General features: G+C 37.6%; 11 protein-coding genes. 6 read left to right on the forward strand and 5 right to left on the reverse strand.

Features of this window, described 5'->3' with window-relative positions; genetic code table 11:
- The 5 genes from QVB70_RS05615 to pheA all read left to right on the forward strand — a co-directional run.
- Nucleotides 1-811 (forward strand): ThiF family adenylyltransferase (locus tag QVB70_RS05615; protein ID WP_287584233.1); only part of this gene is annotated, 811 nt, incomplete at its 5' end.
- A gap of 83 nt (nucleotides 812-894) precedes the next feature.
- Nucleotides 895-1,419 (forward strand): ubiquitin-conjugating enzyme E2, encoded by a 525-nt coding sequence (locus QVB70_RS05620; RefSeq protein WP_287584236.1) that lies wholly within the window; start codon nucleotides 895-897, stop codon nucleotides 1,417-1,419.
- Nucleotides 1,420-1,430: 11 nt separating this feature from the next.
- Nucleotides 1,431-2,207: a hypothetical protein gene (locus QVB70_RS05625; protein ID WP_287584238.1), complete on the forward strand. Its 777-nt coding sequence runs from the start codon at nucleotides 1,431-1,433 to the stop codon at nucleotides 2,205-2,207.
- A gap of 40 nt (nucleotides 2,208-2,247) precedes the next feature.
- The gene (locus QVB70_RS05630) at nucleotides 2,248-3,360 is read left to right on the forward strand and encodes a hypothetical protein (protein ID WP_287584241.1); all 1,113 of its coding nucleotides are present in this window, start codon (nucleotides 2,248-2,250) and stop codon (nucleotides 3,358-3,360) included.
- 79 nt (nucleotides 3,361-3,439) lie between these two features.
- Nucleotides 3,440-4,264 (forward strand): prephenate dehydratase, encoded by an 825-nt coding sequence (gene pheA, locus QVB70_RS05635; RefSeq protein WP_287584257.1) that lies wholly within the window; start codon nucleotides 3,440-3,442, stop codon nucleotides 4,262-4,264.
- Nucleotides 4,265-4,316: 52 nt separating this feature from the next.
- Here pheA and QVB70_RS05640 read toward each other — a convergent pair whose 3' ends face one another.
- From QVB70_RS05640 to QVB70_RS05655, 4 genes are read right to left on the reverse strand one after another with little or no spacing between them, the layout of a single operon-like run.
- Nucleotides 4,317-5,066: a winged helix-turn-helix transcriptional regulator gene (locus QVB70_RS05640; protein ID WP_287584244.1), complete on the reverse strand. Its 750-nt coding sequence runs from the start codon at nucleotides 5,064-5,066 to the stop codon at nucleotides 4,317-4,319.
- Between the two features lie 38 nt (nucleotides 5,067-5,104).
- Complete coding sequence (gene npdG / locus QVB70_RS05645; protein ID WP_287584246.1) at nucleotides 5,105-5,854, reverse strand: NADPH-dependent F420 reductase; 750 nt, start codon at nucleotides 5,852-5,854, stop codon at nucleotides 5,105-5,107.
- Nucleotides 5,855-5,911: 57 nt separating this feature from the next.
- Entirely contained in the window at nucleotides 5,912-6,835 is a 924-nt protein-coding gene (locus QVB70_RS05650) for a hypothetical protein (protein WP_287584248.1), read from the reverse strand.
- A 6-nt stretch (nucleotides 6,836-6,841) separates the two neighbouring features.
- The gene (locus QVB70_RS05655) at nucleotides 6,842-8,074 is read right to left on the reverse strand and encodes a radical SAM protein (protein ID WP_287584251.1); all 1,233 of its coding nucleotides are present in this window, start codon (nucleotides 8,072-8,074) and stop codon (nucleotides 6,842-6,844) included.
- A gap of 441 nt (nucleotides 8,075-8,515) precedes the next feature.
- On the opposite strand from QVB70_RS05655, the gene QVB70_RS05660 reads away from it, so the two are divergent.
- Nucleotides 8,516-9,088, forward strand: coding sequence for a leucine-rich repeat domain-containing protein (locus QVB70_RS05660; protein ID WP_287584253.1), 573 nt, complete (start codon nucleotides 8,516-8,518; stop codon nucleotides 9,086-9,088).
- A 23-nt stretch (nucleotides 9,089-9,111) separates the two neighbouring features.
- On the opposite strand, the gene QVB70_RS05665 is transcribed toward QVB70_RS05660, so the two are convergent.
- Nucleotides 9,112-9,327: hypothetical protein (locus tag QVB70_RS05665; protein ID WP_287584255.1), on the reverse strand; the 216-nt coding region annotated here is incomplete at its 5' end.

Genomic DNA, 9,327 nt, shown 5'->3' on the forward strand with positions numbered 1-9,327 from the left:
ATTTAACCTGAATGCACAGTGTGTGCGCTTCAATAAACCACTCGTTGATGGAGGTGTTGTGGGATTTCATGGTCATGTTTACACGATTTTCCCCTATGAAAACGCATGTTTTGAGTGCTACCCAATGCCTGAGGCTGAAATGGATGACATGGCAGCGTGTACGGTCGTTGGAGTTCCACGAAAAAGAGTCCATTGCGTTTTTAAAGCATATCTATCCCTTATGGAACAGTTCGAGCTTGACGAAGCAGATCCTAAAAACATTGAACACATCAGTTTTATTCAGAAAGAAGCGAATGAACTCGCAGAACGCCATAATTTCCTGCCGTTGTTTTCACGAGCCGAAATCGTTCAGCTTATCGATATACATGATCCTGGCATTATAACTATGAACGCCGTGATTAGTGCCCTCCAGTCTCACGAAGTTATCAAAATCTTACACACAATAAAAGGAAATAAAAGTCTTGGTGAACCGGTTAAATCATACAAAATATTCAATGCAATGACTATGAAGTTATATTCAATAGGAAAGAATCGAAATCCCCAATGCAGACAGTGCGGTGATAATGTTCGAAGAATTGATATCACAATGAGCCGTGCTGACCCTTGCAGCGAAATAATTAGTTCACTTATTAAAAAGGGGTTTGTAATAGACCCTGAAATGGAGCCTATTTTGACAATAATGGATTTTGACAATGTATTAGAAGTAGATCAAGATGGTACGCCTTATCAAAACGAATTAAGAGATCTTGAACTCGTTACTGCTGCGGGATTTAAAAATGGGGAACTTTTCATAACGTTACATATCAGTTAAATTGCAAATGGTTGTAAAAAGTCTCTATTTGATGTTTTGACAGCGTAGAAAAACAGATATGATTATTATAAATGGTGAAAAAAATGAGTGTTAGAAGTAGTCGAATTTCGCAAGATAATGCAGCACTTAAAAAAATGCTGAAAGAAGGTGTAATAGCGCAATTAAAACCGTTTCCAGGTCAAAAAAGCATAGATCACCTTGCTATCACGCTAATTGGTCCCAAGGGAACCCCATATCAAGGTGGGTTATTCAAACTTGAAATTAAATTCCCTCCAGATTATCCACGTCACCCTCCATTTATGCGCATGCATACTGGTATTTGGCATCCGAATTTTTGGCCTAAACCTCACGAATATCCAGGACAGCGAAATATCTGTCTTGGTCTTATAGATCCGAATTATGTTGGGAAAAAAGGCGGGTGGAGTCCATCAAAAACCATTGTAACTGTTATACAAGCAATTCGTGCAATGTTGAATACAAAGGGGTATTATGTTAATCCAACAGACGTTTTTAACAAGAAGGCTGCACTTGAGCTTATAAATGACCCAAAGAACTTTAATAAAAAAGTAAAACATTTGACCAAAAAATTTGCCAACAAAAAATGGTAGAGGCGATTTAAATGAATAGTGACGGACCAAAAGACGCTTTGGATTTAGAAGACTTGAAAAAGAAAATCAAAGAAGAATTAAAAAAACAACTTCTTGAAGAAATCCGCAGTGAACTATTGATGTCCGAGGAACTCCGAGAAGAGATTACTGTCCGACCTGATGATGAATTAGAGACTGAAGAAATATCAACTCAAGAACTTGTCACTACTGAACCTGTAAGAGATAAGGAAACAATAACCATTTCGGTCACGACGATTCTCAAAATTGCAAGCCATTCATTCAAATATGCCAATTCCAGAATTCCAAAGAATCAATGGATAGAAGTTATTGGACTTCTAGCAGGTAAATTAGATGATAACGGTCTTATAGTTCAAATAGAAGACGCTTATCCGATGGGACATGGATCAGCCGTTTCTGCTGAAATCAAGGATTATAAAAATTACGTGAGGGCTTTCAACGATATCAAAAAGAACAACTTATTCATTTGCGGTTGGTATCATTCTCACCCATCTTATGGACTTTTTATGAGCACGGATGATTTCGATACCCAGATCAGATACCAGAAACTATGGCCTAAATCGCTTGCTCTCGTAATTGACCCTTACTTAATTGACGGCAAATCATTAGGCTTCAAGATCTTCAAGGCGGATTTAAAATCACGTTCGTGGTTTGAGGTGCCTTTTGATGTTAAAGGCCAGTTGGATATGCGTTTACTACCGGAACTTTTGGAGTTTATAAACCCGATATCAGAGGGAAAAGCACTCTATCTTGAATATGATGATGATTAATTAAGAAATAATTCATTAGAAGAATGGTGGTAAAGGAATATTGGTACAAAAGCGATGGTATGCCATCATATTACTGGCGAGCCTAATTACTGCAGTTGTACATGGCATGGGAATTGAAAACTCAACAGATGTGTTCGTTTCTTGGCTAGCTGTTGGATGTTGGATATGTTTTACCTTAGCATTCGTAATTAGGGTAAAATATGCTCGTGAATTTCGCTCACCGCATAATACTTCGTTTTTTGTTTTTGGTCCTCTGTTTATAGGAATACTTTACAGTTTGTGGGGACGTTCTACAGGTTTACTCAGAGGGAATCTTCTGGAGACTTCAACAGTACAATTGAGTCCGTGGACATTCATTTTTGCAGTTCCGTATCTTATGTATGGCTTATTCATACTTTATTCTTGTCTCCAAAGATATGCAGTGGTTTATATTGGACAGAAATCATTTAGTGCCCGCAAATTTGGCATTCTTCTAAGTTTTTTAATTACAATCCTTGGATTTTATTTCGCGTTGGAATTCTTCTCTGGTTTAATGTTTTGGCTACTGGGTATTATCTCATTGCTTTTATTGATCGTATTTGGGATATTCGGTGGAAAATCTGTAATTCCTGACATTTCAACAGTTATTCGCAGAGACATACCTGAAAGTAGTAGTACCGGTAGCACGACAGGCAGTTCGTCAACAACTCCTAGGGGTGGAAGATCAACTACCATCACAACTACCACCTCAACAACGACAAGAACTCGTAGTACCTCACCAACCACCAAGAAGAAAAGATCAACTACCAAGAAAACAACAACAGCAGTTACAACTCCAACTAGGAAGAAAACTAAACGGAAAACAAAACCTAAAATGAGTGAAAAATTCGAAAAACTCAAACCGAAAGCAGGGATACTGACATTGGAAGATTTCAAATGCATATTTTGCTTTCAAGATTTTAAATCCGAAGATAAGGATCGTGGCGTTGTTCTTTGTCCTCATTGTCGATATCCAGCACATGCTGATGAATTCAAGGATTGGCAGAAAAGTTCAAACCTCTGTTCTCGTTGTGATGCAACCATACCTGCAGGGTTTCGTCGGAAGCCAAATGTCATTCCCGTAAAAGAGTATATCGAAATCGTTAAGGAATTTAAGAAGAAAAAGAGAAAATGATAATCCCCTTAGAAAACTATTTAAGGGATAACCTAATGCGATATTTCTGCTGTATACGGAGGATTGAATATGCAGGGGTATCGTCTTTTCTAAAAATGAAAAAGTTGGGGTTTTCGGCCCTAGAGGAACTTATACTGAAGCTGCAGCATTAACGGTTTTTGATGAGACCCATTTCAAGTTTTACAGAACAATTGAAGCTGTAGTTAATTCTGTTGCAAAAAACATCTGCGAATTTGGAGTAGTCCCCATTGAGAACTCTTTACAGGGTTCAGTTACTTCTACATTGGATTCACTTGTTAACGAAAATATCAAAGTAGTTGGAGAGATCTTACTTCCCATTGCCCATGTTTTAGCTACAGATCTATCTGAGAGAATAACGACCATTATCTCACATCCACAGGCACTCTCACAATGTAAGTCATACATCAACAAAAACTATCCAATGGCAGAAGTATTAGCAGCAGCTTCTACCACTGAAGCGGCACTTAAAGTGGCTGGAGGCATCTACGAAAATGCTGCGGCTATTACGTCAAAAAGAGCAGCGATAAAATATCAACTCAAGATTTTAGACGAAAATATTCAGGATGCGGAAAACAACGTTACGCGGTTCGTTATCGTGGGCAAAGAACTAAAGAAACCAACAGGCAATGATAAAACATCTATTGTATATGGAATTATCAATAGACCTGGCGTTCTTTTCGAGACGCTTCGTCCCTTTGCGGAAAGGAATATAGATTTGACAAAAATCGAATCACGCCCTTCAAAAAAGAAATTTGGTGACTATATCTTCTTTCTGGATTTTGGAGGACACATTGAGGATAAAAAATTTAGTGATGCTCTTGAGGAACTCAAAGAACTGACGTCGTTCCTGTATATCCTAGGTTCATACCCACGGGCTCAATAGAACATGTTGTCATTTATCCTTTTTTTCAATACAACATCTTAAGTAATGTGCGCTAGAAAGGAATCGTATGTCGCTTCCATTCTTTGAGAAGTTTTTTAGTTTTTTGCCGTAAAGGTAGCTTTCTTGAAAGATAGTCCCCTGAGATGGGAGTGAGAGGAACAAATTTAGAAGATATTTGATTTCTTTTGGAATTGCGTCTCTGCCGTAAAATGACAAGTGCATATCGTTTTGCCTTCTCAAAAGACTTAGCGTCGTAAGTAAGTCCTTTTATGAAAACCTCATGCGCTGCATGTTTCGTTCTAACTGTAACTACAAGCGTGTCTCCAAATGTAATAACGAACTCTGTGCCCCCTGTGAATTCTTTCTTTACTGTAACGTTCTCGATTGCTAATATATGTCCCTTTTTTATCGCAAAAAGTGGCTGTTCTGCACCTTCACTGCTCTCTGTCTTTGTTAATACTTTGATATAGCATTCTGACGCTTTGGAGCATGCTGCTTCTAATCTTGTCATAAATTGAATTGCCAGTTCCCTTCCCTTTTTTGTGAGGATGTATCTCATTAATAAAGAACGTTTTCTTGCACAGTCCTTCCTTTCAATGATTCCTCTTTCTTCAAGACTCTTCAATGTCCTTAGAAGAGTTTTTGTTCCGATTTCAAGTTTTCCAGCGTACCAGAAAATCAATTTACCTAGCGAAAGCTCCGTCTTGCCAAAGTCCATTCGTTCATAAAGCGGAAAAATACCTGTGTTTTTATATAAAAGGACCAGAAATCGATCTTCTAATTGTGATAAATGATCATTCATACAATCTTCTGCCTCAAACACAAATTATCGTTATTTTTTCATATAGACAGACATTTTATGCCTCTATTCGGACACAACTTAAGGAAGGGATTCAAACAACTACACATCGATCCTTCAACGCCTTCCATTGGAACTCGTATGACGTTGCATAACGGCCCCCACTTTTTATTCCAGTTGATCAGCGTGGCAACCAGTTTTTCTGAGAGATGGTCAAAAGAAAGAGAACCTTCTGTAATCTTTAGTGTTGATGAGAGTTTCTCTACTAGATGTACTCCAATTTTTCTCGCGTCTTCATGATCACTACAAACAATAACATCACATGTTAATTCTTCATCCAGATTGGAGAGACACTCAGCTCCAAGAGGTTTAAAGGCGGAAACAACTTTTACGCTATCTCCCACTATCTGATTTGCCTGTTGGGCACAAGAACCTGCCTCAACTTGCACAAAAACCGGTTCACCGTCATCATCCACTTCTATTGGGAGCGTTGTATCTATCAGTAGGGTATTCTTCTTTAGATAGTCTTTTACTTCTTCGAGTGTAGAAATTTGTTCTCGAAATGGGACTGTTAAAACAACTATATTTGCATTTTTTGCAGCGTCAATAATTGACATGGCAGTAACACGATCTTGGGACGCACCTGTAGTTTTTCGAATTTCTGCTGCTACCTTAATTGCAGCATTTTCATCTTTGGATCCGATAAGGAGATTTATATCACTGTTTTTTGCCCAGCGTAAAGCTAAACCTACTCCTCGTATATCTGTTCCATCAATTATTGCGACCTTCATTCAATTTTTTCCTCCATTCGTATCAAACATCCACAATATTCTTAGAATAAAAGAAGCCTATTGAGAAAAGAAAACTCCTTTTGCAGCCTGTGTGTTTTGAACCAAGTATGTAGGACTATTCAGTTTTTTGAAGCGCGAGGAGTGCCTGAAGCCCCCTTTCCCCAAGACTTCGTTCACCTCTAAATAATCTGTTGGATTATCCATTTGTTTGTCAAGCGTGGATAGGATCTCTTGAATCAATTCGAGTACATTTATCTTAGGAGCATCAGATTCAAATATTTCTTCTTTAAATCCCTGATAAAGCGTTTCAAGAGTGTCGGAGATCGACTTGAGTTTCTCAGCGGGAGTAACTATAGGTTGTGCATCTATCGACATATCAGTTACCTTATGAGTCATTTCAATCATTTCTTTGATAGAAACTTCTTTGCGAATCAAATAGGGAATGAGCTTAAAGAGATGCATCCAGCAAGTATGATTTGATACTGACTCAAGTATATTTTCTAACGTGAATAAGGGGCCCTCATACATTAACTTAAACTGCGTGAGTTCATCTAACGACTTATCTCTTAATTCAATTAATCGACCTTCCTCTTTCAGAACGTTCATGTCTAAGCGAGGCAAAAATCGTAAGTATTCTAATTTTTGAGCAATTCCCCGAAATTCTTTTAGTTTGGATCCGAAATTTTCAGAATCCGAAGCAATTATTTCATTCTTATACAGCTGTTCAATTGCGGAACTAAACGCATTGTCAACCATGAATTGGATGTGCTCGGCAGGGACGTGTCTAATTCCGAATTCTGCATGTTCTTCGCGCTTAAGAATATCTTGTGGTGTAACTTCATTATATCGATCCAAAAATGTAGAAATTCGTCGTTCCTTCTCTGATAGTTCTTCTCTATTTCCAATTTTTCCCTTTTTGATTACGAATGTTGCGAGTGAGGGTAGAAGAGCAGTTAGACCACCAAGTGATTCTACATGCATTTACGATCACCTATCCCCTATTTTATAGTTACAGCGCATAACTTCAGGGTATTTGAACCCATATTCTTCTCTGCATATTCTTTTCAAGTATCTAGCACTTGCTTGGAAATCTAGCATCCACTTCATGCCGATACCTGTTGCATATTGCTCAGGATGCCGCCTGAAAAACATGTCTTTATGTTTAGCGTCTCTCTCAAGTCTTTGTTTTGTTGGAGAATAAAGTTCTAGCGGAAGGCAACGCAATTTTCTTATAGCGTTAGAACCATACTCTTCGTCAAGCCGTCCGATAAAAGAAGGTAATGTTACAGGGTTGGAACTATATAGGTTTAAGTACACATCGAAATCATTAGATACGTAAAATCTTAGAGTATTAAACTGATCATCTAAAGTAAGTTTTGATTTTGTTATCTCCTGAATTGTTTTATCATCGGTTCCTTTAAATGCAAAAAATACCATCGTGTGTTCGGCAAGGTCTTGAATCATGACATCATCCCAATTGGGGTCATGTTTTAGCATGTGTTCAATATAAGAAAATGTTGAACCATTGGTATCAAGTTGGATAAGAACAGGCTTGTTTTCTTCCTTGAAAACTCTAATAACTTTGTGTATGTGATCCAAATATAGACTTGGTTCACCTCCACTACAGCGAATGCCTTGTACTTTTCTCTGTTCATTATAAAATCTGTAAGAATCGAATATATCTCGCGGAGTTATATTAGAACAACACCCTTTTGTGGCGGAGTTGTCAATATCACTAACGTAACAATACCGACAATTAAGATTGCACCCTTTATACTGATAGATCATTTGCATATTCCATTTCTTTAAAGCATGTCCTAAAGGCATTAAATCAAGGTCACCAGATTTTTTAGCGAACCAAAGAGGAATATCAACAGCAAAAGAAGAATTTCTGAGTTCATTTAGGAATCCTTCATCACTTGTAGTGTTAGGGTCTATGAATTTTATACTGTGTGCTGGTTTGTAGGTGATAGTTCGTCCTTCTACTACACCTTTTTGGCAGTACTCCAAGTCTATTCTTCTTATGTTTACCTTTCTACGAAAAGGATATTCTGTGGATTTATTAACGTTATACATTAAATCTTTTGTAATATCACTCCTCTGCAGTGAAGCAGCAAAATTAACACACTTGGCAGGAGTATCCCAATAATGCGCACCATTTCCCACAATCTGATCATGGATTTTGATCTGCATAGGAATTTGGTGAATCATCGCAGACATCTTTTCACCTCGTTTATATTCTATTTTAAGATGTCTACTTCGCCAAATGTGGCAATTAGATTGTTTGTTAACTGTCGGATTGCTCTACTTGGTTGTCAGATATGGCAATTAGGTTATGTCACCTATATGCCAGATGTGACAACAAATCCTGTTTTAATCACTAGATTTGTGTTGTCTGTTTGCCAGATGTGATATAGATCATGTGACCTATTTCATATGTGGCAATTAGATTTTCTATTGCTTGCTGAATTGCTCTACTTGGTTGCCAAATATGACACTAGATCGTGTCATCTATTGCCAGATGTGGCAAAGTAGACAATAATACTATATATTTAAGGATTTAAAAAACTTATTAGGATCAGATTTATAATATGCAAGATGAAAGTCACGCGTAATTCAGAGGAGGATAAACTCTTTCAACAAAAGAAAGTGGTGCCGTGTATGAGTCCAGATTCAGATTTTGTGACAATTAGAGGAAGAAAATATCAGGTCAAGAACGGCACACTTGATCTTAGCAATATTGGAATTAAAGATATCACTGAGATTGAAGGGCTGGAGAATCTCAAAAATCTCAAAGAACTCAACCTCCAATATAATCGAATAAGAGAGATCAAAGGATTGGGATCTCTCATTAATCTACAAAAATTGAACCTTATGGATAACAAAATAGAAGAGTTTAAGGGATTGGAGAACCTCACTAATCTCCAAGGACTCTACCTCTGTCATAATCGAATAGAAGAGCTTAAGGGATTGGAGAATCTCACTAACCTGCAACATCTAGGTCTTAGTGAGAATCAAATAGAAGAGATCAAAGGGTTGGAGAACCTTACTGAACTCAGAGAACTCTCCTTTTGGTCAAACCAAGTAAAAGAGATTAAGGGGTTAGAGAACCTCACGAACCTCAAGGGTCTAAACCTTATTTATAATCCGATAAAGGCTGATGAACAGCAGTTAGTAGGGAAGAGTGCACAAGAGATTGTAAAATACTGTCAAAAAAAGGTTAAAAGGGGTTAATATTGTTTCTTTACAGTTTAGGATCAGATCTTGGCTGATGATAAGCGTGGAATCCATTTTGGCACCCTGCTCTTATATTCTAAATATTTCTCACCGAATATCCGCTCAAGATCCTGTTCTTCATATGTTGCCAATTTATTATGAATTAATGCAACTAATACGAAAACTGCAACTGAAATCAACGAAAATGTCCCCAGAATGAATCCAATATAGACTAATAGCACTCCAAGGTATAAAGG

The sequence above is a fragment of the Candidatus Borrarchaeum sp. genome, from assembly GCF_019058535.1.
In the GTDB taxonomy this organism is placed as follows: domain Archaea; phylum Asgardarchaeota; class Sifarchaeia; order Borrarchaeales; family Borrarchaeaceae; genus Borrarchaeum; species Borrarchaeum weybense.

What these genes read in the sequence shown, in the direction of transcription:
- QVB70_RS05650 (WP_287584248.1), bottom strand. Translation starts at nt 6,835, where the DNA reads ATGCATGTAGAATCACTTGGTGGTCTAACTGCTCTTCTACCCTCACTC.
- QVB70_RS05660 (WP_287584253.1), top strand. Translation starts at nt 8,516, where the DNA reads ATGAGTCCAGATTCAGATTTTGTGACAATTAGAGGAAGAAAATATCAG.
- npdG (WP_287584246.1), bottom strand. Translation starts at nt 5,854, where the DNA reads ATGAAGGTCGCAATAATTGATGGAACAGATATACGAGGAGTAGGTTTA.
- QVB70_RS05625 (WP_287584238.1), top strand. Translation starts at nt 1,431, where the DNA reads ATGAATAGTGACGGACCAAAAGACGCTTTGGATTTAGAAGACTTGAAA.
- QVB70_RS05620 (WP_287584236.1), top strand. Translation starts at nt 895, where the DNA reads ATGAGTGTTAGAAGTAGTCGAATTTCGCAAGATAATGCAGCACTTAAA.
- QVB70_RS05640 (WP_287584244.1), bottom strand. Translation starts at nt 5,066, where the DNA reads ATGAATGATCATTTATCACAATTAGAAGATCGATTTCTGGTCCTTTTA.
- QVB70_RS05655 (WP_287584251.1), bottom strand. Translation starts at nt 8,074, where the DNA reads ATGTCTGCGATGATTCACCAAATTCCTATGCAGATCAAAATCCATGAT.